The following is a 23092-nucleotide window of genomic DNA, read 5'->3' as shown; positions in this document are numbered from 1 at the left end:
TTGCCATCGCCCGCGGGCGGGCCTAGGCTGCGCGCCATGCGGGACATCCAGACCATCGGCGGCTTTGCCGTCCGCGAAGCCCGGCCCGGCGAGCGCCATGCCCTTCTGGCCCTGGTCGCGCGGATCGACGCCGAAAGCGATTTCCTCCTGCGCGAGCCCGGCGAGCGGCCCTTCTGGGGACGCGACCTCGCCGCCTTCCAGGCGCCGGGCAATTCCACGGTCTTCGTCGCCGAGGCCGTGGGACGCCGTCCTGCGGACCTCGTCGGCTACCTCAGCGCCCATGGCGGACGGTTCCGCCGCAACCGCGGCGCGGTGACCCTGGCGGTCGGGGTGCGGCGCGACTGGAACGGTCGCGGCGTCGCCACGGCGCTGTTTGCGGCGGCGGAGAGTTGGGCGCGGCGCACCGGGGCGCACCGGCTGGACCTGACCGTGGCCGAGAGCAACGGTCGCGCGCTCTCTCTTTATGAACGGCTGGGTTTCCTCGACGAAGGGCTGATGCGCGACGTTCTGCGCGTCAACGGCGCGTGGCGCAGCGAGCGGCTGATGGGCAAGATCATCGGGGCGGAGGGCGTTTCGGAATGGCTCGCTCCGGCCTCCGACCCGACCGTCGAGGCGCCGCCCCAGGCGCGGATCGGACGGCTGGAGATCCGCCCCGCCCTGCCCGCGGACGCCGCCGACTACCTCGCCTACGACCGCGCGGTGCGCAGCGAAACCCACTTCCTGATGCGCAGCGCCGCCGAATCCCTGCCGGACGTCGCGGCGGCCCGGCGCTTCCTCGCCGAGCAGCGGATCGGCGACCGGACGGCCACCCTGCTGGCGGTCGCGGACGGCACCATCGCCGGGTCCCTCTCGCTGTGGACCGGCGCCTACGCCCGCACCGCGCACGAGGCCGGTCTGGGGCTGGCGGTGCGGCGGGACTTCTGGGCGCTGGGCGTCGGCGGACGCCTGATCGCCGCGGCGGACCTCTGGGTGCGGGCGCGGCGGCTGCACCGGCTGTCGCTCTGGGTGTTCGGCCACAACGGCCGCGCGCGGCGCTTCTACGCCAAGCACGGCTTCCAGGAGGAGGCGGTGGCCCGCCGCCACAGCCTGATCGACGGACGGCTGACCGATCACGTGGCGATGGCGAAGCTCTACGGAGCCAAGCCATAGGCTCCCAGGCCGGCGGAGCTAGGCCACCCCCACACCCGCCGCCGCCCGCCCGGCCACCAGCTCCTCGAACCGCGCCAGATAACGTTCCGTCATGCCGTCCAGCGAATAGCGGGCGCGGGCGACGGCACGGCAGGCGTCGGGGTCCAGAGTCTCGCAGTCCTCGATGGCGCGGGCCATCTCGTCGGCGTCCTTGACCAGGAAGCCGGTGACGCCCGGCTCCACGAGGTCGGCCAGGGCGCCGGTCGGGAAGGCCACCACCGGGGTGCCGCAGGCCAGCGCCTCCAGCGCCGCGACGGGGGTCGGCTCCGACATCAGGCTGGGCGCCAGCAGGCAGCGCGCCGCCCCGAGCATCCAGCGCTTGCGCCCGAAGCCGATCCGCCCGAGGAAGCGGCGCTTGGGGTCCAGCCGCGGCCGGATCTCCTCCTGGAGGTAGCGCTGCTCCTCCGCGTTGCGGGACAGCCCGCCGCAGAGAAGAAGCTGCATGTCGATCTGCCGCGCCGCGTCCAGCGCGATGTGGAAGCCCATCTCCGGCTCGATGTCGCCCAGGCAGACGGCGAAGCGGCGCTTCGGCACGCGGATGTGCAGGCGGTCCACCGCCACCCCGATCTCCAGCGGCGGCAGCAGGGACAGCGCCGGCGAGGCGCCGCGCACCTGTGCGGCGGACACCGGCTGGAGATGCAGGTTGGCCCGCCGGGACGCCAGAGCCTCCGGCCGGTAGCGGTCCAGCGGCTGGTACAGCGTCGCCAGGACCGGCACGTCCTGCGGCGGCAGCAGGATATCGAAGTCCCGGACGTGGATGTGGACGAGGTCCGGCGCGTGGTCCTCCACCGCTCCGGCGACCACGGTGGCGACGCGCCTCAGAACGGCGGCCTGCGCCCGCTCGTCCGGCGCCTGGCCGTGCGCGCCGCCATGGACGCGCGCCAGCGGAATCAGCGTTCCCGCCACCGCGGAATCCTCCGGCGCGATGACGACCGAGCGGTGCCCGGCGCGGACCAGGGCGGCGTCGATGGCGCCGGCCACCTGCTCCGCCGTGCCTTCGCTCTCCGGATCGGTGCCGACCGGGGCGAAGGGCGACGCCACGGTGAGGATGGTCAATGCCATTGGGCCGCCTCCGCAAAACGAAGGGCCAAAAGGGCGCCGACGCTCGGGTGACCTTCTCCCGCCGGCCCGTTCCTACGCTTCACCGCTTCGTTCATCCCATGTCCCTGTGGTGTTATTCATTGGAACTTATTGGCGGACGCACGCTCTTCTTTCTCTCCGACATCTTGGCGGCCCGGAGAAAAGCCGGAATCGGGACAGTTCTGCTGCCATTGCCCCCTCTTTGTTTTCTACGAAAAAGGGCTTCCGGTAACCGGGGTATTGGAAGTGGATCGACTCGCGGAAGGGATAGCCGTCCTGCACCGGGCTGCCGACCAGGGAACCGGGAACCCGACCGGACGGCCAGGGCGCCCAGGGCGGCTTACTTCCAACAGACGCAGGCCGGGCAACCGAGGAACATCGGATCAATCATCGCCGCCCCCCTTGATGTCGAGGATGGAGCGCAGGTCCCGCACGCGCCGTTCCGCCGTGTGTTCCTCCAGAACGCGTGACCGCGCGCGCTGGGCCAGCGTGGCGAGATGGCCGCGCGGCAGCATCATCGCCGTCGTCACGTCGTCGGTCTCCCGCGCGACCAGGATGTCCCGCCCCGGCTCGAAGAAGGCCCCGATCCCCTCCCATTCGTCGGAGATCACCGGGACGCCGCAGGCCGCCGCCTCGAACAGCCGGACGGACGGGCACCAGCCCAGCGCCTTCAGGGACTGCCGCGTCACGTTCAGCGTCAGGGTGGAGGAGCAGAAGAAGGCCGCATGCTCCGCCGGGGGCAGATGTTCGACGCGCTGGATGTTGGCGCCCCAGGACGCGTCGTCCGGGTAGCCGCCGCCGGCCAGCACGAAGCGCCGCCGGGTCAGCCTCCGGGCCGGCTCGATGAACAGCGCCTCCAACGCCGCCCGCCGGTCCTCGGCCCAGGCGCCGAGGTGGCAGAGATCGCCCAGATACCGCCGCACCGGGTCGGCGGGCCGGTGCAGGTCCGGATCGACCCAGGCGTAGAGCGGCGCCACGAACCGCGCGCCCAGCTCGGTCTTCAGCGCCTCCAGCGCCCGCCCGCCGGTGCTGCTGAGAACGGTGTCGAAACCGCCCAGCCCCTCCGACGGCAGGTAGGCCGGCCGCTCCCCCGCTGCGGAGCGGGACAGGGTGATGTGCGTGTCGAGGTCGTAATAGACCGTCCGCTGCGCCTTCGACCCCAGCACGAGGTGGGACGCCGCCGCCCCGTCCGAACAACCGGAGGTTACCATCGCGACATCCGCCTCGTCGGCGTGGCGCTGCGCCTGGGCCGCCACATCCTCCCAGCGGTCATAGAGCAGAAGCTCGCCGCCGGGGATGTCCCACAGGTCTCGGTGCTCCGCCCGCTCGGGCGTGTCGCGCTCCAGGAAGACGACGCGGTTGCCCCGCCGCGCCAGGGCCTTGACCAGCCCCCGCCACAAGGTCGCGTGCCCGTTGCCCCAGGTGGAGCTGATGGATTGTCCGAAAATGATGATTTTCATGATGTTGGCGCCCTGCCTCCGCCCCCGAGCCTCCATCCCGATGGCCCTTCCGGAACAACGTGCCCCGTCCGATCGAGTTCCGGGCGCGGGGACCGCGCGTAGGGGGTGCCCCCAGGTCGGTCGCCCGAACCGGCGCGCCGGTCCTTCACCCTGCCGGACTCGCATCCATAACGTGCAAGGATCGGGAAAAACCTCATTGTGAAAAAATTTGCATTAAAATGTTGTTTAACCACCCAAACGGGATATGAGAGAATAAATACGCGAATAAGAAATATCATCCGATCGTATGACAACCCTGCACTGACGAGCAGAACAACCCAGGCTCCGGGGACGACCAATCATGCGCAAGACTCTTCTTCCCGCCGCGCTTGCGATGGCAAGCGGCATGGCTCTGTTCAGCACGCCCGCCGCCGCCTGCAACGACGAGGCCTACATCGGCACCATCTGCACCTTCGCGTTCGACTGGTGCCCCCGCAATTACATCCCGGCGGATGGCCGTATACTGCCGATCAACCAGTATCAGGCGCTGTTCGCCCTGGTCGGCTTCACCTACGGCGGCGACAAAGCGACCACCTTTGGGATCCCCGACCTGCGCGGCCGCGCCGCCATCGGCACCGGGACCGGCCCCGGTCTGACGACCGTCACCATCGGCGCCAAGGCCGGCCAGCAGGAGCTTCTGCTGTCGGCCGCCCAGGTGCCGCTGCAGCCGCACACCCACGCCGCCACCTTCACCGGAACCGGCGGCGGCTCGGGCGGTACGACCACCGTTCCCTTCACCGGCACCGTCAGCGTACCCGTCACCAACGGCGGCAACCCGGTGTCGGCCCCGACCTCGGGCACCGTCTATCTCGGCGACGCCTCGATCGACGACGGCGGCGCCGGCATCACCCTGAAGGGTCCGTACAACACCAGCGGCCCGGGCACGGGCGCCAAGGTCGCCGGAACGGCCAGCGGCAGCATCACGGTTCCCAACACCGGCATCACCGGCGGCACCGTGGCGGTCGCCCCCGCATCGGCCGGCGCCACCCAGAAGGTCTCCACCCAGTCCCCGGCGATCGGGCAGACCGTCTGCATCGTCGCCAACGGCCTGTACCCGAACCGCCCGTAACGGGCCCCAAGAAAAGCCGAACACATCCAACGCCGAGGACACAGCATGCGCAAGACCCTGCTCTCCGCCGCCTTTGCCATGGCAAGCGGCATGGCCCTGTTCAGCACCCCCGCCGCCGCCTGCAACGTGGAGCCGTACATCGGCACGATCTGCACCTATTCGTTCGACTGGTGCCCCCAGGGCTATGTCGCGGCCGACGGGCGGACGCTGACGGTGCGCGACAACCAGGCGCTGTTCGCCCTGATCGGCTACCGCTACGGCGGCAACAACGCGGATCTCTTCGCCGTCCCCGACCTGCGCGGCCGCGCCGCCATTGGCAGCGGAACCGGCCCCGGCCTGGCGACCATCGCCATCGGCGCCAAGGTCGGCCAGCAGGAGCTTCTGCTGTCAGCGGCCCAGGTGCCGCTGCAGCCGCACACCCACGCCGCCACCTTCACCGGCACCGGCGGCGGCTCGGGCGGTACGACCACCGTTCCCTTCACCGGCACCGTCAGCGTACCCGTCACCAACGGCGGCAACCCGGTGTCGGCCCCGACCTCGGGCACCGTCTATCTCGGCGCCGCCTCGATCGACGACGGCGGCGCCGGCATCACCCTGAAGGGTCCGTACAACACCAGCGGCCCGGGCACGGGCGCCAAGGTCGCCGGGACGGCCAGCGGCAGCGTCACGGTTCCCAACACCGGCATCACCGGCGGCACCGTGGCCATCGCCCCCGCATCGGCCGGCGCCACCCAGAAGGTCTCCACCCAGTCCCCGGCGATCGGGCAGACCGTCTGCATCGCGACGACCGGCCTGTATCCGAGCCGTCCGTAACGCCGTCGCGGGCGGCCCTCTCCCAGGGGAAGGGGCCGCCCGCCGCGCTCACCAATAGGTCATGGCGGCGGCGTAGAGGCCGCGCAGATCGTCCTCCGTCACCGGGCGGGGGGCGATGGTGAGCAGCCGTTGCTGGGCCATCGCGCCGCGCACCAGATCCGGGATGTCCGCCGCGCCGTAGCCAAGCGCCGACAGGCCGTTGGGCAGATGGGTGGCGCGCATCATGGCGATCAGCCGGGCCGCCAGCACGGCGCCGCCGTCCGCGGGAGAGACGTCGCGAACCTCGGCCCCCAGCGCCTCGGCGGCGCGCAGATGGCGCTCGGGCTCGGCGGAGCCGGTGAAGCGGAAGGCGGCCGGGGCGTTCAGCACCACCGAGATGCCGTGCGGCACCATCGGGTTGGCCTTCTCGTAGCCGCGCGCCGTGAAGCGGTGGTTCATCCCGGCGACGGAGTAGGACATGGCGTGCGGGATGTGCACCCCGGCGTTGCCGAAGGCCAGCCCGGCCAGCGTCGCCGCGAACATCAGGGCGTCGCGCGCCTCCTCGTCCGCCGGGTCGTTGACGGCGCGCTCCAGATACTGCCCGCCGAGCCGGATCGCCTGGAGGCTGCCGATGTCCGACCAGGGGTTGGCGCCCTGGTAGGGCGGGCGCGGGTTGGCCGCGTCGGGCTTCGGGCGGGAGCGGTAGGAGCGCGCGGTGTGGCTCTCGATGGCGTGGGTCAGCACGTCGAAGCCGGTGGAGGCGATGACTCCCGGCGGCAGGCTGTCGATGGTCGCCGGGTCGACCAGCGCCAGGTTCGGGCGCAGGTAGCGGGAGGAGATGCCCGTCTTCACCCGCATCTCCACATGGTCGAAGATGGCGACGCCGGTCGTCTCGCTGCCGGTGCCGCAGGTCGTCGGGCAGGCGATGTGCGGCTTGACCGGGCCGGGGACCGGGCGCCCCTCGCCCAGCGGCTTGTTGACATAGGCGAGGAAGTCCGCCGGGTGGGTGGCGTAGAGGTTCGCCGCCTTGGCCGTGTCGATCACCGACCCGCCGCCGATGGAGACGTAGCCGTCGAATTGGCCGTCGCGGGCGAAGTCCGCCGCCTCCAGGAAGGAGGCGCTGGTCGGCTCCACCGCGCAGCGGTCGTAGACGGCGACGTCCAGCCCGGCCGCCGTCAGCGACTCCAGCGCCGCCGCGAAGGGCGCGATCCCGGCCACATGGGGGTCGGTGAACAGGGCCACCCGGCGCATGCCCATGGCCTTGGCGTCGTTTCCCGCCTCCGCCAGCATGCCGCGACCGAACTTCATCGACGCGGCCTCCACCGTGAAGCCGCTGTCGCCGTTGGGCAGGATGGGATGGGCGATGGGACTGGTCATGGCTGCGGGCCTCCCTGGCTTTTCTGCGTTCGTTGCCACCATCGGAACGCGAGTGGGCGCGGCTGTCAACCCGACCGTTCGCTCAGGCGATTGTTTGCCCTCCCTGCGGCGCGGCACCCTGGAGTCGTCGGTAGAGATAGCCGACGCCGATCAGGCTCAGCCCCAGCCCGAGGAAGGAGGCGACGCGGTACAGCCCGCCCAGCTCGGCCATGTCGCTGAGGAAGACCTTGGCCACCACCGCCAGGATCAGCGCCATCGCGGCGTGACGCAGCCAGCCCAGCCGGTACCGCAGGGCGGTCACCAGCATCAGCACCGCCGCCACCAGGAAGCCGACGGAGTAGCCGTACCATTCGGCGTCCGGCAGGTCCGGGCCCGAGAGGATCGGTCCCTGGAAGGCGTGCCGGATCTCCAGCGCCAGATTCATCCCGAGCAGCGCCAGCGGCAGCAGCGCGACCCACGGACGCAGGCGGGCCGGCAGCGGCTCCACCCACAGGAACAGCAGCCCGAGCAGGGCCGGAAGGCCATAGGCGAGCAGCAGCGTGTTCGCCACCGGCCAGGACCCCACCGCCTCGTCGCTCCACAGCGGGTTCAGGACAACGAGATGCAGCGCCGCCGCCTGGAGCGCCGCCAGCCCGGCCAGGATGCGCCGCCCCCACACCGCCACGGGGCGCGTCCGCCAGCGCCGCCCCGTCGCCAGCAGCAGGGCCAGCGCCAGCCAGACCAGCGTGTGCAGCGCCACCTCGCGCAGCGTGTCCGGGGGCTCGTCCAGCGAGCCGCGGGTCAGCGCCTGGATGCCGAGCGACAGCAGCAGCGTGACGAAGGCCAGCCCGCCGGCCTCCAGCAGCGCGACCACGCCATCGTCGCCCTTGCCGTCCGGCGCGGAGCGCAGCCAATGGGCGGCCAGGAAAAAGCCCGCCGCCGGAAGGCCGTAGCCGTAGACGATCCAGCCGAGCCCGTCCTCCCCATACTCCAGCACGGACGGGTTCAGCGCCAGCCGGACCAGGACGGCGCCCGCCACCAGCAGGATCACCGCGCGCAGCGAGCGCAGCCCCATCCGCCGCTCCAGCCACGCCAGCACCGGCACCTGGGCCGCCAGCGCCACTGTCAGCCACGCCTCGCGCAGCATCATGACCGCGCCGAGGCTGAGCGCCCCGGCGGCCCCGGCGGCGAAGGCGGCGAGCCCCAGACCGACGCCCGGCTGGTGGCGATGGCGGGCCAGCGGGCCGGTGCCGGCGACCAGAAACGCCGCCAGGGCCAGGCTGGCCATCGGCCACAGCGTGTCGGTCCGCGGCGGGTCCAGCCGCCAATAAGCGAGCGCCAGAAGCACCACCGGCATCCAGGCCGCCAGCGACGACCACAGCGCCGCCCGCGCCGACCGCCACAAGGCGATGAAGCCGCCCATCCCGTAGAGCAGGGCGAAGCCGCCCACCGCCCACAGGAACCGCCCGGACTGCAGCGGCAACCCCGACCCGGGCGGCGGCACGATGGGGTGACCGTCGGCGGTGACGGCGGGGGGCGGCAGCGGCCAGCGCGGCACCGTCCAACCGGCGAAGGCGAGCAGCACCGCCAGCGCGCCGATCCAGGCGACCCCGGCGATCCGCTCGATCCGCCGCCCCGCCGCGACGCAGAGCAGCCCGAACAGGGCGAGCATCACCAGCGAGCCGGTGCGGTGCCCGTCCACGGTGACGAGCATCGCCATCAGCAGCCCGAGCACCGCCACCGCCGCCACGGCCAGACGGTCGGCGCGCGGGCGGCCCGTCCAGCGCAGCATGTCGAACAGGGTGGTGCGCGGCATCGCCTCCACCGGTCCGGCCAGGAAGGCCGGCATCAGGAACAGCCCGGCGGTCAGCAGCAGGTAGATGCCGACCGGCAGGGCGTCGCCGGGGTTCCAGCCGCCGACGTACCAGACCGGCACCCAGCCCGCAGCCCCGGCCAGCGTGCCCAGCCCCAGCCAGCGCCAGCCGCGCCACAGCACCACCGTCATGCCGGCGCCCGACAGGGCCAGCAGATAGGCGAACAGCCCCCAGGCCGATCCGCCGATGGAGGAGACCAGCAGCGGCGTCGCGAAGCCGCCAAGCAGCCCCAGCGCCGCGATGTAGGGCCCCTGGAGCAGCGACAGCGCCATGCCCAACGCCGCCAGCCCGCCCAACAGCGCGAAGGCCAGCGGCGGGGCGAACAGGTCGTAGAGCACATAGCCGCCATAGACGCTGGCGAAGCCGGTGAACAGCCCCGCCGCGGTCAGGGCCGGCGGCACAGGATCGCGGGTCCCCGCCTCCGCCCGCCTTCCGCGCTGCCGCAGCCATTCGCCGCCGACCATCAGCGCCATCCCGGAGAGCAGGCCCAGCGCGACGCGCACGCCGGGGCCGAGCCAGCCCTGCTCCACCGACATCTTGATGAAGAAGGCGGCCGCCAGCGCGACCGTGGCCCCGCCCAGCCAGATCAGCCAGCGCCCGGCCAGCGCGTCCTCCAGCCGGCTCCACACGGACGGCGGGGGCGGCAAGGGCTCCGGCAGCGGTTGCGGGGGGATCGGCGGCGGTTCCGGCGGAGCCTCCGCCATGACGGCGGCGTCCGCGGCGGGAACGTCGACCGGCGCGGCGTCGACCGCCAGCGGACCCTGCATTTGCTCCAGCGCCTGCCGCAGCCGGGCGATCTCGCGCTCCTGCGCCGTCAGCCGACGGTTGAACCGGTGGGCGACGATGGCCCCGATCAGCACCAGAAGAATGACGTCCATGCCCGACCGCCCCGGCTGCGCTTGCTGTCGCGCAACGATAGCGGTCAGGCGCCGGGCTTGTCTCTCTGACCTGTGGAGGCACCCAAACGGCCCATCAGCGTCAGCGCGTCGTCGACCGCGTGGAAGTCCGCCGTGTTGTCGAAGACGCACCAGACCGGACGGTCCCGCGCCTCGACGCGGAAGCGCCGGGCCAGCCGGTCCAGCGCGTCCAGCGGGTAGGCGCTCCGGTACATCACCGGCGAGCCGTGCAGCCGCCAGTAGCGGAAGCCGTCCCAGCCCGCCGGCTCCCCCGCCGCGGGCACCGGGGCCGGGTCGGCGGCGGCGCGGGCAACGGCGTGGTCGACCAGCAGGCGGTCCGGCTCCGCCGCGAACCAGCTCGGGTGGCGCGGCTCGCAGACGACGAGGCCGGCGAAGCGTTCGCGCAGGGCCGCGAAGAAGGGGCCGGCCACCGCCGCCTCGTAGCGCAGCGTCGGCGGCAACTGCACCAGCAGCGGCCCCAGCCGGTCGCCGAGATGCCCGAGCTCGTGCAGGTAATGCTCCAGCGGGGCGGCGCAGTCCTTCAGCCGCTGCTCGTGGGTGATGGCGCGCGGCAGCTTGACCGCGAAGCGGAAGTCCGGCGGCGCCGAGGCCGCCCAGCGCTCCCAGGTCTCCGGCTTGTGCGGGCGGTAGAAGCGGCTGTTGACCTCCACCATCGGGAAGACGCGGGCGTAGCGCTCCAAATGCGTGCCCTCCGCCGGAAAGGCCGGGGCGGAGAGCTTCGGGATGCTCCAGCCGGCGCAGCCGATGCGGATGGCGTTGATGGTCCCTTCGGCCAAGCCTCTGCTCTCCCTGGGCGGGTGTGTTCCCGCCTTAGAACAGCGTCGGCTGCCGCTCGTCCCGCCGTGCGGCGCCGCCCGATTGGTCTGCGTCCGCGATCAGCCGGGCCATCTCCTGGCGCGCCTTCTCGGCCTCGTAGCCGCCGCGGTAGCGCCCGATGAAGCCCTTCCGGCAGGCCCGGCTGAAGCGCTGCGACGCGGTTTCCCAGTCGTCGCCGGGGCGCAGCCAGCTCACATAGGTGGTGCCGCTGCGCGGGTCGGTGCGCAGGTAGCGGCCATGCCCCTTCGGACCCCGCACCCACTGGCCGGGATTCAGGCGCAGAGCCCCCCGCGCCAGCAGCAGGGAGACCTGCGGGGTGAGTTCGATGGTCGGGAAATACGGCATGGCGAACCCTCTCGGCGGCGCGCCGGGGGGCGGGCCGCGAACGTCTCGTCTCTGGTTTCGGAATGCCCTGGATATGGGGATTTCAGCCCATTTGTTCAAGTTTTGTTCACGGTCAAGCCCAGGCTGCTCCGACAATTCTTCTGACTGTTTTCCCTGAACTTGTCCGTTGAGTGAGCGGGCCGTCCGTCCTAGGCTCCGGCGCAGCTTTTCCCTGATGGTCACGAGAGCGCATGCGCCCCCTGCTGTCCCTTCCCGTCCGCCTCCTGCTCGCCACCACGATCCTGGCCGGCTGCCAGACGACAGGCGCCCCGCCCGTGTCGGCCACCACCACATCGGCCGCCACCACGTCCGGAACCGCGAAGGCGTCCGCCGCCGCCCCGGCCAGCGTGGCCCCGGTCCAGCCCGCCGTCAGCTTCGCCGACTGGCTGAAGGCCCTGCGCGCCGAGGCGCTCGGCCAGGGCATCCGCGCCCAGACCTTCGACCGCGCCTTCGCCAACGTGAAGCTGTCGGACCGGGTGGTCGAGCTGGATTCCTCCCAGCCGGAGTTCAACCGCCAGCCCTGGCAGTATCTGGACAGCGCGGTCAACGACCGCCGCATCCAGGCCGGGCGTCAGCGCATCCAGGACAACGGCGCGCTGCTGCGCCGCATCAGCCAGCGCTCCGGCGTCCCGGCGGAGATCCTGGTGGCCTTCTGGGGCGTGGAGACCGACTTCGGCAACTTCACCGGCGGCTTCTCGGTCGTCGACGCGCTGACCACGCTGGCCTATGAGGGCCGCCGCGCCAGCTATTTCCGGACGGAGCTGCTGGCCGCCCTGCGCATCCTCGACAGCGGCGACATCCCGCCGGAGCGGATGAGCGGCTCCTGGGCCGGCGCGATGGGCCAGACCCAGTTCATGCCGACCATCTTCCTGAAGCACGCCACCGACGAGGACGGCGACGGCCGGCGCGATATCTGGGGCAGCCTGCCCGACGTCTTCGCCTCCACCGCCAAGTTCGTGCAGGCCAACGGCTGGCGCACCGGCGAGCGCTGGGGCGAGGAGGTCACGCTGCCCGCCGGCTTTCCCTACGAGCAGGCCGAGTACAACATCACCAAGCCGGTGTCCGAATGGCGCCGCCTCGGCGTCCGGCCGGTCGGCGGCGGCGATCTGAGCGGCGGCGAGGAGGAACGGGCCGCCGTCCTGATGCTCGCCGGGGCGCAGGGTCCGGCCTTCCTGGTCCGGGAGAATTTCCGGGCGATCATGAAGTACAACCCCTCGACCAGCTACGCGCTGGCGGTGGCGCTGCTGTCCGACCGTCTCGCCGGCCGGTCCGGCGTGCAGGGAAGCTGGCCGCGCCACGAGCCGGCGCTGAGCCGCGACGAGCGGATCGAGCTTCAGGAGCGGCTGGCCGCGCTGGGCATGGAGCCGGGGACGGCGGACGGCATCGTCGGCGCCAACACCCGCAACGCCGTGCGCCGCTTCCAGCAGTCGATCGGCGCCGTGCCGGACGGCTTCGCCACCAAGACCCTGCTGGAGCGGCTGCGCCAGTCGGCGGCTCCCGTCCCGGCGGCGGGCTGACGGGTCGCGATGCTCGCGGCGGCGAAGGGCTGGGCGCGGCGGATCAAGCGCGACGTGATCGCGCTCTATCTGGCCGCGCGCGACCCGCGGACGCCGTGGTACGCGCGTGTGGCCGCCGCCGCGGTGGCGGCCTACGCGCTCAGCCCCATCGACCTGATCCCCGACTTCGTGCCGATCCTCGGCTATCTGGACGACCTGCTGATCGTGCCGCTCGGCATCCTGCTGGTCATCCGCCTGATCCCGGCGGCGGTGCTGGAGGAACACCGGGCCAACGCCGCCCGGCTGGCCGACCGCCCGGTCAGCCACGCCGCCGCCGCGCTGATGATCGGGATCTGGCTGGTCGCCGCCGTCGTCCTGTTCCGGTGGCTCGAACCCCATGTCGCGGGCTGGCTGGGGTAGACGCGCGGGCGCTTGGCCCTCACTCGCCCAGCAGATGCAGCGCCAGGGTCCGCTCGTGTGGGCGGGTGCGGTGCTCGAACAGATAGATGCCCTGCCAGGTGCCCAGCGCCATCCGCCCCTCCAGCACGGGGATGGACAGCTGCACCGTGGTCAGCGCGCTGCGGATGTGGGCGGGCATGTCGTCCGGCCCCTCCATCGTGTGGTCGTAGAGCGCCGGGTCTTCCGGGACCAGCCGCTTGAAGAAGCGCTCCAGGTCGCCGCGCACGTCCGGGTCGGCGTTCTCCTGGATCACCAGAGAGGCCGAGGTGTGCCGGCAGAAGACGGTCAGCAGACCGGTCTCCATGCCCTGGGCGGCGACCCAGCGGGCCACCGGCTCGGTCACCTCGAACAGGCCCTGGCCGCGGGTCCGGGTGGTCAGCGTCGTGACGGCCTGCCGCATGTTTGTCGCTCTCCGTGCTCGATTGCGCGTCTTGGAAGCGGGTCTTCCATTCACCAAATCGCTTGGCATTTCCGGCCCGACAACTGGCCCGACCAACAACAGGTGATTCATGGAACTGAACGGCCAGTACCGGATTCCGGCGGCGCGCGAGCGGGTCTTCACCGCGCTCTGCGATCCCGCCGTGCTGCAACGCTGCATCCCGGTGCTGGAGGAGATGGACCGTCTGTCGCCCACCGAATACACCGCCCGCGTGCGCGCCACGGTCGGGCCGCTGAACGCGCGATTCGCCGGCAGCGTCCGGGTGTCGCCGGAGGACGCGCCGCGCTTCTACATCCTCTACGCCGAGGGCAAGGGGGGACTGGCCGGAGCGGTCAAAGGCGAGGCGCGCATCACGCTGGAGGAGGTGGACGGCCACACCCACCTGTCCTTCACGCTGGCGGCGGCGCTGGGCGGGGCCGTCGGCCGGCTGGCGGTCAAGCTGGTCAAGGCCAAGGCCGACCGCGTCATCGACGGATTCTTCGAATGCTTCACGGCCGAGGTCCTGAACGGCTGAAGCGGTTGCCGGGCAGGCTTCGACAACGCACCTGCAAAAAACCACTTCGCAGTTGCGGGAATTTGATCCACCATCAGGGTCATGACCGAACAACCCCCCGATGCGGGAGTTCGCCGACCATGATTGCCGCCCCCGTGACCGCAGGCGTCGCCGCTCCGGCCCTGGCCGTCCCCACCCAGCCGCCCGCCGACGCCCTGGACGGCGTTGCCGACGGACCGGCCCTCGACCGGCTGCTGTTCACCCGCATCGTGGGTCTGGCCGCGCAGCATCCAGGCGGCCTCGCCGCCGCGCTGGGGCTGCAGGGAGCGGCGCTGGCCGAACTGATCCGGCGGCACGCGGCGGGTTTCACCCATCTCCTCCCGATCCTGCCCGACGGCGGCGGCGAGGACGCCATCGAGGAGGAGGATCTGCGGGCCTTCCTGCTCGACCACCGCGCCGCCGGGACGGTCGAGGAGGAATGGCTGGCCGCCATCATCGCCCGCCGCGCGCTGGGGCCGAACCATCTCTGGCAGGACATGGGCTTCGCCAACCGGCGCGAGCTGAACGCCATGTTCCGCCGCCACTTCCCGTCTCTGGTCGCGCTGAACAGCGGCGACATGAAATGGAAGAAGTTCTTCTACCGCCAGCTGTGCGAGCGCGAAGGGCTGATGCTGTGCAAGTCGCCGAACTGCGAGGTGTGCGACGACTTCGGCGCCTGCTTCAGCGCGGAGGACGGCGACCCGCTGAGCGCCCTGGCCCGCGTGGCCCGCGGCGAAGGGCTTTAAACGAAGGGCTCCGAACAAAGATGCGCGGCGGGTGAAGAAAGCCGCTTGACCGGAGCGCCGCTACCCGTTAGATAACGCCACCCGCCGGACGGAAGGCCAAGCAAGGCCCGATGAACGGCAGGTCTCCGATGGTCGCGTCAAGCATCAGCGGAAGGGTGGCCGAGTGGTTAAAGGCAGCAGACTGTAAATCTGCCCGCGTAAGCGTACGCTGGTTCAAATCCAGCCCCTTCCACCATCTGACGCGGCCGGTTCATGACAGGGTCATGACCGGCCGTTTCCTTTTCCGGACTTTGCTGAATTGCCGGCGCGTCAGCGCGCCATATCAACGAGGCTGGGCTCCCAGATCCTCGAAGGTCAGACCCTTGTCGGTGCGGGTGAAGCGGCCCTTGCCGTTCACCGTCATCGCCGTGGCGCCCGGCTGCGGCGCGAAGGTCGCCGCGTAATAGCAATCATACTGCTTGTCGTCCGGCTTCGGGACGCCGTTGCGGTATTTGGTGTCGACGCAGCCCTGCTTGCGGAAGCCCTCGAAGCCGCGGAAGCCGCCCTGCCCCTGGCCGTCCAGCGCCCGCTTGGTGTGCGATTCCACCAGCTTGCGCATGTCGGACTCGCCGGGCTCCCCCGAACAGGCGGCCAGCGGCAGCACCGCCAGTCCGCACATCGCCGCCACCCAAAAGCCCCGCATCCTCTCCCTCACTTGCCGGCCAGCAGGCGGTCCACCCGCTCCTTCAAGGCGCCGAAGGACGGCGGCTTGACGACGAAGCCGTTGACGCCCAAGGCCATGGCCTTCTTCACGATCTCGGATTCGGTGTGGTTGGTCAGGAAGACCACCGGCGTGCGGCGGTTGCTCACCTCGGCGCTGGCCCGCAAATCGGCCAGGAACTGCAGACCGGACACCGGCTTCATGTCGATGTCGCAGACGATCACGTCGGGGGTGGCGCGGATGCATTCCCGCATGCCGGTCTCGCCGTTGTCGGCCTCGGCGATCGAGCGGAAACCGATTTGCGACAGGATCTGCATGATGGTCCGGCGCACGAAGGGCTGATCTTCGATGACCAGGATGCTGTATTGCCCGTAATCGACCGGCTTCCTGTCCATCGCCGCACCCTCCTTCGCCAGAGCTGGTGGACCAGCCCATGGTCATACAGTCGACCACTGATAAAGCGAGTCCGGCGGACGAGCAACCAAAGGACGGTTACAACTTTTAAAGAATGGAAGATTCCCCGGAGCCGGACACGGCGAGGGGCCGTGCGAACCCGCACGACCCCTGGCTCTCCGAACGATCGGGACTGCGCCCGCCTCCCGGTGGACGCTAGCGCCGGCCGGTCCCCTGCAACCCCAGGAGGGTGGAGATCACGCCGGCGACGAAGCGGCGTTCCGGATGCAGCTCATGCACCGCGACCGCGCGCCCGGCGAAGGAGAGCGCCGCCTTCGCCAACTCCGCCGGGTCCGGGCAGGGTTCGCCGTCGATGCGGAAGCGCGTGACGGTCTTGGTCAGCTCGTGCATCGCCGTCAGAGGCGGGATGCACATCAGAAAGCGGGCGCTGGCAACCGGCGTGAAGCCGCAACGCTCGAACATGGTCTGCACGGTCACCGGAACGCCGTCCGGCCCTTCGGTCCCGACCTGAAAGCGGAGCAAGCGCTGCGCCCGCTCCTCCACCGCCTCGGACCAGCCGGCGGTGGCCGTAATCATGGGGTTGATCAAACCTGCCTCCAAATGCACCAGCCACGGGCCGCGCAGGCGCCAGGGACGATAGATTGTTCGCGCGGCGAACAAGATCAAGAATCTTCCCGTATGGCGGAAACCCGCATTCGTTTGAACACGAAGCAATCACCGTGCCAGCGCATGGGAACGGCGGCGCAAAGCCGCCCCGCCCCGTCGCCGGCTTCCCGTATCGTGTTGGAAGTCCACCTGATTGCTTCATGGCGCCCGCATCGACGCCGGAACGGCGCCCTCGGAGTCAACAGCGCGGCGACCGTCCCGGTGCCGCCGGCCGATCACTCCGTCGTCTCCGGGACACGCCGCATGCGTGGCACGCCGCCGCCCTTTTGGGCACAAGGTGTCGCTGCTCCGCAACCGACATCCTGGAAGCGATGATGAGGACCTTTGCACGCGCGCGAATCGTCATGCCAGCGAAAACAATTCCCGTTCTGCGCTGTTGTGACCTGACATACGTGGACTCATGAGCCGGAAGTTGTCTTGCGGCGGTGAGCGGGGGCCATCGTGGAGACGTATATGCCGAAGCATGCGGATTCGGATGAACGGGACAAGGGTGGGTCAACCACCGGAGACGTGTTGCGTGAAAGCCTGGGGACGCTGAACCGCAACCTTGCCGAAGGGGTCCGGACCGCGGAACGTCTTCAACGCGACGCCAGCCGGCTGGTCGAGGAAAGCGCGCGCCTGGCCGCCGAACTGGTCGAGCAGCGCCGTGAGATGGGACGGTTGCGCGACCGGCTGCACCGCGCCGAGGGCCGCCGCTGCGCCCGGGAGGAGGAGCTGCGCCGCGCCCACGAGACGGCGGAACGCGCCGACCGGGCCAAGGCGCGCTTTCTGACCGCCGCCAGCCACGACCTGCGCCAGCCGATCCAGGCGGCGGCGCTCTACGCCCACATCCTGCGCGGCGCGGTCGGCGCCAACCCGTCGGCGCGGGAGGCGGCGGACCTCCTCCAGTCCTCCATCGACAGCCTGAGCGGGATGCTGAGCGGCCTTCTGGACCTCGCCCGGCTTGAGGCCGGGGCGGTGGACGTCACGGTCACGGAATTCCGCCCCGATGCGCTGATGCGCCGTCTGGCCCAGGAGTTCCGGGGAGCCGCCGCGGCCGAGGGAATGAGCCTGCACGTCCATCCCTGCGGCGTGGCGGTGCAGACCGACGCGCGGCTGCTGGAACGCATCCTGACCCACCTGCTGTCCAACGCCGTCCGCCACGGCGGAGGGCACGGAGGGCGCGTCCTCCTCGGCTGCCGGCGGCGCCCCGGCGCGCTGGAGTTCCAGGTGTGGGACGACGGGCGGGGCATTCCCCCCGACGCCCGCGCCGCCATCTTCGAGGAGTTCCACCAGCTCGACAACCCGGAGCGCAGCGCGGCCAAGGGCTTCGGGCTCGGCCTGCCGCTGGTCGCCCGCATGGCGCGGCTGCTCGGCCTGACGCTGGACATGCGCTCGCAGGTCGGGCGGGGCACGGTCTTCACGGTGTCCGTCCCGCGCGCCGCCCTTCCCTCCGAGCCCGACCGCCGCCTGACCGCTGCCGCCCGCGCCATGGCGGTGGCCGCGACCAGCGCGGCCGCCACGGCCTCCCCGACGGAGCGGATCAGGGGCCGGCGGGTGCTGCTCGTGGAGGACGACGAGCGGGTGCGCCACGCCATGACCATGCTGCTGAAGCGCTGGGGTGTGCGGGTGACCGCCGTCGGTTCGGCCGAGGAGCTGGCCGACCGCCTGCCCCGGCTGCGCAGCCGCCCGCACGTCGTCCTCGCCGACCACCGCCTCCCGCGCGGGCAGACCGGCCGCACGGTGGCGGAACTGGTCCGCCGCCGCTGGGACGTGCCGGTGGTCATCATCACCGGCGACACGGCGCCGGAGCGGCTGCGCGAAGCCCGCAAGATCGGCTGCCGTCTGCTGCACAAGCCGGTGGAGCCCGGTGACCTCGCCGCCACCCTCGACGACGTCATGGAGCGGTGAGAGCTTTCAGAACAATCGCCCGCTCCGCCTGTTCGCAGGGTGGGAGGCGCGCGCATGGGGCGACGGACGACGCGGCATGACTCACTCGGGCGCGGTCTGATCGGCGGGGCTGTCGCGCTGCTCGCGCTCGGCGTCGGGGCGGTGGCTTGGGCGTGGGAAACGGCCATCCCGCCGCAGCCGCGCCCGGCGGCGGACTCCTTTCCAGCGGAGCTGGTGGCGGAGGGGGCCCGGCTGGCGGCGGTGGGGAACTGCATCGCCTGCCACACGGTGCCGGGCGGGCGGTCCTTCGCCGGGGGTCTGGCCCTGCCGACGCCCTTCGGCACCATCCATTCCACCAACATCACGCCCGACGAGGAAAGCGGCATCGGCCGCTGGAGCGAGGCGGCCTTCACCCGCGCCATGCGGCGCGGGGTGGACCGCGACGGACGGCATCTCTACCCCGCCTTCCCGTACGACCACTACACGCGGGTCAGCGACGCCGACAACCGGGCGCTCTACGCCTACCTGATGACGCGCACCCCGGTGCGGGCGGAGGCTCCGGCCAACGACCTGCCCTTCCCGCTGAACATCCGGATGATGGTGGCCGGGTGGAAGCTGCTCTACTTCCGCGAGGGCGTCTTCACCCCCGACCCGGCCAAGACGGAGGTCTGGAACCGCGGCGCCTATCTGGCGGAGGGGCTGGGCCATTGCGGCGCCTGCCACAGCCCGCGCAACGCGCTGGGCGCGGTGGACGAGGGCCGCGCCTGGGCCGGCGGCGAGGCCGAGGGCTGGACGGCCTACCCCATCAACCGGGACTCCCCGGCGCCCGTCCCCTGGACGGCGGACAGCCTGGCCTTCTACCTGCGGCACGGCTGGCACCCGGCGCACGGCGTGTCGCGCGGGCCGATGGCCGAGGTCACCGGCAACCTCGCCGGCCTGCCCGACGCCGACGTGGCCGCCATCGCCGCCTACGTCGCCGACCGCATGGGGGCTCCGAGTGCCGAGCGCCGACGCCGCGGCGAAGACCTGCAGGCCCTGGTTCCGCGCCGGACCGCCGACGCCGGGGCGCCGCCGGGCGCCAGCCTGCCCGCCGCCGACGGCCTGGCCCGTCCCCCCGCCGCAAGTGGTGGAGGCGGGACCGGCGGTGACGGGCGGGGCGAGGCGATCTACCGCACGGCCTGCGCCATCTGCCACGAGTCCGGGCGGCCGCTGCCGTTCGGCGGGCTGCCCTTCGCGCTCAGCACGGCGGTCAACGCGACGACCCCGCAGAACATCGTCAACGTCACGCTGTTCGGCCTGCCCCCCGGCGACGGCACGGTCAGCGCGGTGATGCCGGCCTTCGGCGGCGCCCTGTCCGACGCCGACATGGTCGCCCTGCTGCGCCACCTGCGCGCGCGCTTCAGCGACCGGCCGCCATGGGAGGGGCTGGAACGGCTGGTGGCCGACACGCGCAGCGGCGCGCACCATGTCGCCGTCCGCCCCGCCGACGGCATCGAACGGGCGCCGCGGAACGTCGGCGCCGCCGACTGACCGCACGCGCACCCAGCAAGGGAGCCCATCATGGCGATCGACCTCACGGTGAACGGCACCCCGCAGCGGGTGGAGGCGGACCCGGACACGCCGCTGCTCTACGTGCTGCGCGACGATCTGGGGCTGAACGGGGCGAAGTTCGGCTGCGGGTTGGGCCAATGCGGGGCCTGCACGGTGATGGTGGACGGGCGCGCCGTGCTCTCCTGCGTCACGCCGGTCCTTCTGATGCAGGGCCGCGCCGTCACCACGGTCGAGGGGCTGGGCACCGCCGAGGCGCCCGGCCCGATGCAGCGCGCCTTCATTGAGGAGCAGGCGGCCCAGTGCGGCTACTGCATTCCCGGCATGATGATGCGGGCGCAGGCGTTGCTCCAGGAGCGGCCGGACGCCGACGACGCGGCGATCCGCCGTGCGCTGGAGTTCAACCTGTGCCGCTGCGGCACCCACATGCGCATCCTGCGGGCCATCCGCCGCGCCGCCGACGCCATGCGCCACGCCAAGACCGGCGCGCCCAACGGGAGGGCCGGCTGATGACCGACCACAGCCCGCTTCCCCTGACCCGCCGCGGCCTGCTGGCCGGCGGCGGCGCCCTGGTCGTCACCGCATCGCTGGCCCGCCCCCTGACCGCCCAGACCGGCGCAAGCGCCCGGCCGTCCAAGCCCGCTCCGGGCAGCCTCGCCCAGACGCCCCGGCTCGACGCCTGGGTCCGCATCGGCGCGGACGGCGCCATCACCGTCTTCACCGGCAAGGCCGAACTCGGCCAAGGCATCCGCACCGCCCTGCTCCAGGTCGCGGCGGAGGAGCTGCGCGTCCCCCCCGCCGCCATCACCCTGGTCACCGCCGACACCGCCCGCACCCCAAACGAGGGCTACACCGCCGGCAGCCAGTCCATGCAGAACAGCGGCACCGCCATCCGCGCCGCCGCCGCCCAGGCCCGCGCCCTGCTGGCGCAGGAGGCGGCGCGGCGCCTCGGCGCGCCGGCCGACGCGCTGGGCTTCACCGACCGGCGGGTGACGGCGCCGGACGGACGCGCGCTCGGTTACGGGGAACTGGCCGCGTCGCTCGACCTGACGGTGGAGGTGCTGGCGGACGCCCCGCTGACCGCGCCGGACCGGCTCTCGGTGATGGGGAAGCCGCTGCCCCGCGTCGACATCCCGGCCAAGGTGACCGGCGGCGCGGCCTATGTGCAGGACCTGCGCTTGGAGGGCATGCTGCACGCCCGCGTCGTCCGACCGCCCAGCCCCGCCGCCCGGCTGACCGCGCTGGACAGCGCCGCGGTGGAGGCGATGCCGGGGGTGGTCGCCGTCCTGCGCGACGGCGACTTCCTCGCCGTGGTGGCCGACAAGGAGTACCGGGCGGTCAAGGCCATGCGCGCCCTTGCCGCCGCCGCCCGCTGGGAGGAGCCGGCGACCCTGCCCGGCGACACCCCGATCCCCGAGCTGCTGCGCGGGCTGGAGCGCGAGGTCGGCACGGTGGATGCCAGGGGCGAGGCCGGCACCATCGCGGACGGCCCGCGCAGCCTGCGCGCCCGCTTCACCCGCCCCTACCAGCTCCACGGTTCCATCGGGCCGTCCTGCGGCGTGGCGGTGATGGGCGAGGACGGGCTGACCGTCTGGTCGCACACCCAGGGCGTCTATCCCGACCGCAAGGCCATCGCCGAGATGCTGCGCCTGCCTCCGGAGCGGGTGCGGGTGATCCACGCGGAGGGGTCCGGCTGCTACGGCCACAACGGCGCCGACGACGCGGCGGCGGACGCGGCGTTGATCGCCAGCAAGCTGCCGGGCCGCCCCGTGCGGGTTCAATGGATGCGCGAGCAGGAGCATGCCGGGGAACCCTATGGCCCGGCGATGATGATCGAGGCCGCGGCCTCCCTGGACGGAAACGGGCGCATCGAGCGCTGGACCTTCGACGTCTGGTCCAACACCCACACCACCCGCCCCGGCGGGGCCGGCGCCCTGCTGGCCGCCCGCCATCTGGCCGGGCCCTTCCCGGCGGAACCGGCCGCCCTGCAGATCACCCCCGCCGGCAACGGCGACCGCAACGCCATCCCGCTCTATGCCATTCCGAACACGCGCGTCCTCTGGCATTTCCTGCCCGACATGCCGCTGCGGGTGTCGGCGCTGCGGTCGCTCGGCGCCTACGCCAACGTCTTCGCGCTGGAAAGCATGATGGACGATCTGGCGGTGCTGGCCGGGGCCGATCCCGTGGAGTTCCGCCTGCGCCATCTGGAGGACCCGCGCGCCCGCCGGGTGGTGGAGCTGGCGGCGGAGCGCTTCGGCTGGACGGGTTCCGCGCCGGCGCCGGGCTTCGGCCACGGCTTCGCCTTCGCCCGCTACAAGAATCACGCCGCCTATCTGGCGCTGGCGGTGGAGCTGGCGGTGGACCGCGGCAGCGGGCGGGTGCGGATGACCCGCGCCACAGCGGCCATCGACAGCGGCGAGGTCGTCAATCCCGACGGCATCCGCAACCAGACGGAGGGAGGCATCATCCAGGCGATGAGCTGGACCCTGTTCGAGCGCGTCGCCAGCGACGACACCCGCGTCACCTCGGTGGATTGGGCCAGCTACCCCATCCTGCGCTTTGCCAGCGTGCCCGACCGCATCGACGTCCACATCGTCGAGCGGCCCGGCGATCCCTTCCTCGGCACCGGCGAGGCGGCGCAGGGTCCGACCGCGGCAGCCATCGGCAACGCCGTCCGCGCGGCGACCGGCCGGCGCCTGCGCGACCTCCCCTTCACCCCCGACCGGGTGCGGGAATCGACCGCCACCGGATGAGCGCGACCGGAGTGAAATTCCACAATTCCTCGTTGAATAGAACGGATCGCCCGACAGCGTCGGACGAAGAGTTGTGGACGCCCAACCCAGGTAAGCGGCCTTGCCGCCTCCCATCATCGCACCGCGCCAAGACCTGACGGGCAAAGAGCCGACGGCGCCACTTGCCGCCGCAACTCTGTCTTGCGCCACCTTTACTGAGTAATCGGGAAACCAAAGCAACCTTTCAAAATAAAAACGCCACTCAATGCCTAATCGACGAGCCAGCAATCGATAATTAACAATAGATTAATGCGCCAAATAGCTCGATATGCCGCAATATGTAACATTGGAATGAAACATTATGCTTGCCATTGTGAAGAAGACCCCTGTGTCAAATGCAATGATTGAGTGTTGGATGCATTGACCCGGACATGCGGTTGTGGGTATGTGAAATCAAACGGGGTAGCCATTTCTTTCGAGAAGCGAGCGCTCCGGATTGCATCCCACTCAGGAAAC

General features: G+C 71.5%; 20 protein-coding genes, 1 tRNA gene and 1 pseudogene. 12 read left to right on the top strand and 10 right to left on the bottom strand.

The window, feature by feature from the left end:
* Positions 1–36: 36 nt before the first annotated feature.
* Positions 37–1149, top strand: a complete 1113-nt coding sequence (locus ABVN73_RS03335; RefSeq protein ID WP_353858921.1) for a GNAT family N-acetyltransferase — start codon at positions 37–39, stop codon at positions 1147–1149.
* An 18-nt stretch (positions 1150–1167) separates the two neighbouring features.
* On the opposite strand, the gene ABVN73_RS03330 is transcribed toward ABVN73_RS03335, so the two are convergent.
* Complete coding sequence (locus tag ABVN73_RS03330; protein WP_353858920.1) at positions 1168–2250, bottom strand: glycosyltransferase; 1083 nt, start codon at positions 2248–2250, stop codon at positions 1168–1170.
* A 401-nt stretch (positions 2251–2651) separates the two neighbouring features.
* Positions 2652–3728 (bottom strand): glycosyltransferase, encoded by a 1077-nt coding sequence (locus ABVN73_RS03325; protein WP_353858919.1) that lies wholly within the window; start codon positions 3726–3728, stop codon positions 2652–2654.
* Positions 3729–4068: 340 nt separating this feature from the next.
* Here ABVN73_RS03325 and ABVN73_RS03320 point away from each other — a divergent pair, with 340 nt between their 5' ends.
* Together ABVN73_RS03320 and ABVN73_RS03315 are read left to right on the top strand one after the other, a co-directional pair.
* Positions 4069–4836 (top strand): phage tail protein, encoded by a 768-nt coding sequence (locus tag ABVN73_RS03320; protein WP_353858918.1) that lies wholly within the window; start codon positions 4069–4071, stop codon positions 4834–4836.
* Positions 4837–4881: 45 nt separating this feature from the next.
* Positions 4882–5649: a tail fiber protein gene (locus ABVN73_RS03315; protein WP_353858917.1), complete on the top strand. Its 768-nt coding sequence runs from the start codon at positions 4882–4884 to the stop codon at positions 5647–5649.
* A gap of 48 nt (positions 5650–5697) precedes the next feature.
* Here the strand turns inward: ABVN73_RS03315 and ABVN73_RS03310 are convergent, their stop codons facing one another.
* From ABVN73_RS03310 to ABVN73_RS03295, 4 genes are all read right to left on the bottom strand, one after another.
* A complete protein-coding gene (locus ABVN73_RS03310) occupies positions 5698–7005 on the bottom strand; it encodes a hydroxyacid-oxoacid transhydrogenase (RefSeq protein WP_353858916.1) in 1308 nt (435 codons plus the stop codon).
* 82 nt (positions 7006–7087) lie between these two features.
* The gene (locus ABVN73_RS03305) at positions 7088–9736 is read right to left on the bottom strand and encodes a DUF2339 domain-containing protein (RefSeq protein WP_353858915.1); all 2649 of its coding nucleotides are present in this window, start codon (positions 9734–9736) and stop codon (positions 7088–7090) included.
* A gap of 44 nt (positions 9737–9780) precedes the next feature.
* Positions 9781–10551, bottom strand: a complete 771-nt coding sequence (locus tag ABVN73_RS03300; RefSeq protein ID WP_353858914.1) for a DUF72 domain-containing protein — start codon at positions 10549–10551, stop codon at positions 9781–9783.
* 34 nt (positions 10552–10585) lie between these two features.
* On the bottom strand, positions 10586–10936 hold the full coding sequence (locus ABVN73_RS03295) for a hypothetical protein (RefSeq protein WP_353858913.1): 351 nt from the start codon (positions 10934–10936) through the stop codon (positions 10586–10588).
* A gap of 230 nt (positions 10937–11166) precedes the next feature.
* Here ABVN73_RS03295 and ABVN73_RS03290 point away from each other — a divergent pair, with 230 nt between their 5' ends.
* Both ABVN73_RS03290 and ABVN73_RS03285 read left to right on the top strand, forming a co-directional pair.
* On the top strand, positions 11167–12492 hold the full coding sequence (locus tag ABVN73_RS03290) for a lytic murein transglycosylase (protein WP_353858912.1): 1326 nt from the start codon (positions 11167–11169) through the stop codon (positions 12490–12492).
* A gap of 15 nt (positions 12493–12507) precedes the next feature.
* Positions 12508–12891, top strand: a pseudogene (locus ABVN73_RS03285) (YkvA family protein); the annotation flags it as partial.
* 19 nt (positions 12892–12910) lie between these two features.
* Here ABVN73_RS03285 and ABVN73_RS03280 read toward each other — a convergent pair.
* Complete coding sequence (locus ABVN73_RS03280) at positions 12911–13330, bottom strand: secondary thiamine-phosphate synthase enzyme YjbQ (RefSeq protein ID WP_353858911.1); 420 nt, start codon at positions 13328–13330, stop codon at positions 12911–12913.
* A 109-nt stretch (positions 13331–13439) separates the two neighbouring features.
* On the opposite strand from ABVN73_RS03280, the gene ABVN73_RS03275 reads away from it, so the two are divergent.
* From ABVN73_RS03275 to ABVN73_RS03265, 3 genes are all read left to right on the top strand, one after another.
* Positions 13440–13883, top strand: coding sequence for a carbon monoxide dehydrogenase subunit G (locus tag ABVN73_RS03275; protein ID WP_353858910.1), 444 nt, complete (start codon positions 13440–13442; stop codon positions 13881–13883).
* A gap of 119 nt (positions 13884–14002) precedes the next feature.
* Positions 14003–14647 (top strand): nitrogen fixation protein NifQ, encoded by a 645-nt coding sequence (locus ABVN73_RS03270; RefSeq protein ID WP_353858909.1) that lies wholly within the window; start codon positions 14003–14005, stop codon positions 14645–14647.
* A 149-nt stretch (positions 14648–14796) separates the two neighbouring features.
* A tRNA-Tyr gene (locus tag ABVN73_RS03265) sits at positions 14797–14882 on the top strand.
* An 87-nt stretch (positions 14883–14969) separates the two neighbouring features.
* Here the strand turns inward: ABVN73_RS03265 and ABVN73_RS03260 are convergent.
* The 3 genes from ABVN73_RS03260 to ABVN73_RS03250 form a co-directional block, all read right to left on the bottom strand.
* The gene (locus ABVN73_RS03260; RefSeq protein WP_353858908.1) at positions 14970–15329 is read right to left on the bottom strand and encodes a hypothetical protein; all 360 of its coding nucleotides are present in this window, start codon (positions 15327–15329) and stop codon (positions 14970–14972) included.
* 8 nt (positions 15330–15337) lie between these two features.
* Positions 15338–15742: a response regulator transcription factor gene (locus ABVN73_RS03255; RefSeq protein ID WP_353858907.1), complete on the bottom strand. Its 405-nt coding sequence runs from the start codon at positions 15740–15742 to the stop codon at positions 15338–15340.
* A 214-nt stretch (positions 15743–15956) separates the two neighbouring features.
* On the bottom strand, positions 15957–16337 hold the full coding sequence (locus ABVN73_RS03250; RefSeq protein WP_353858906.1) for a hypothetical protein: 381 nt from the start codon (positions 16335–16337) through the stop codon (positions 15957–15959).
* Positions 16338–16940: 603 nt separating this feature from the next.
* Here ABVN73_RS03250 and ABVN73_RS03245 point away from each other — a divergent pair.
* From ABVN73_RS03245 to ABVN73_RS03230, 4 genes are read left to right on the top strand one after another with little or no spacing between them, the layout of a single operon-like run.
* Positions 16941–18317 carry a hybrid sensor histidine kinase/response regulator gene (locus ABVN73_RS03245; protein WP_353858905.1) on the top strand — a complete coding sequence of 459 codons (1377 nt, stop codon included), beginning with the start codon at positions 16941–16943 and terminating at the stop codon, positions 18315–18317.
* 54 nt (positions 18318–18371) lie between these two features.
* Positions 18372–19826 (top strand): cytochrome c, encoded by a 1455-nt coding sequence (locus tag ABVN73_RS03240; RefSeq protein WP_353858904.1) that lies wholly within the window; start codon positions 18372–18374, stop codon positions 19824–19826.
* 30 nt (positions 19827–19856) lie between these two features.
* Positions 19857–20354 carry a (2Fe-2S)-binding protein gene (locus ABVN73_RS03235; protein WP_353858903.1) on the top strand — a complete coding sequence of 166 codons (498 nt, stop codon included), beginning with the start codon at positions 19857–19859 and terminating at the stop codon, positions 20352–20354.
* Positions 20354–22597 carry a molybdopterin cofactor-binding domain-containing protein gene (locus ABVN73_RS03230; RefSeq protein WP_353858902.1) on the top strand — a complete coding sequence of 748 codons (2244 nt, stop codon included), beginning with the start codon at positions 20354–20356 and terminating at the stop codon, positions 22595–22597. Before ABVN73_RS03235 ends, ABVN73_RS03230 begins: the two co-directional genes overlap by 1 nt.
* Positions 22598–23092: the final 495 nt, after the last annotated feature.

The sequence above is a fragment of the Azospirillum formosense genome (assembly GCF_040500525.1).
In the GTDB taxonomy this organism is placed as follows: Bacteria; Pseudomonadota; Alphaproteobacteria; order Azospirillales; family Azospirillaceae; genus Azospirillum; species Azospirillum formosense_A.
The sequence above is the reverse complement of the archived record's forward strand: the minus strand, read 5'-3'. Positions and strand labels throughout refer to the sequence as shown.